Annotated in this window: 1 protein-coding gene; it reads left to right on the forward strand. The window is 42.8% G+C overall.

Features of this window, described 5'->3' with window-relative positions; all coding sequences use genetic code 11:
- Window positions 1-276, forward strand: a 276-nt coding sequence (locus ACSNOH_RS35305) for an LLM class flavin-dependent oxidoreductase (RefSeq protein WP_436725518.1), incomplete at both ends; no start/stop codon positions are given.

Below are 276 nucleotides of genomic sequence, written 5' to 3' on the forward strand. Positions count from 1 at the left end.
GGATAAGAGTGTGCAGGGAGAGGTTCGCGCTTATCCAGGTATTGGAACGCATGTGCCTGTATTTGTGTTAGGATCCTCAACGGATTCAGCGAAAATTGCTGCAAAGCTTGGTTTACCCTATGCATTTGGCGCTCAATTTTCACCTCATGCGATGGAAGAAGCGCTCGCTATTTATCGAGAAAATTTCCAACCGTCTTCTTATTTACAAGAGCCTTATGTGATTGCTTGTATTAATGTGATTGCAGCAGAATCTATGGAAGAGGCATCTTTTATTTC

The sequence above is a fragment of the Streptomyces sp. URMC 127 genome (genome assembly GCF_051386535.1).
In the GTDB taxonomy this organism is placed as follows: Bacteria; Actinomycetota; Actinomycetes; order Streptomycetales; family Streptomycetaceae; genus Streptomyces.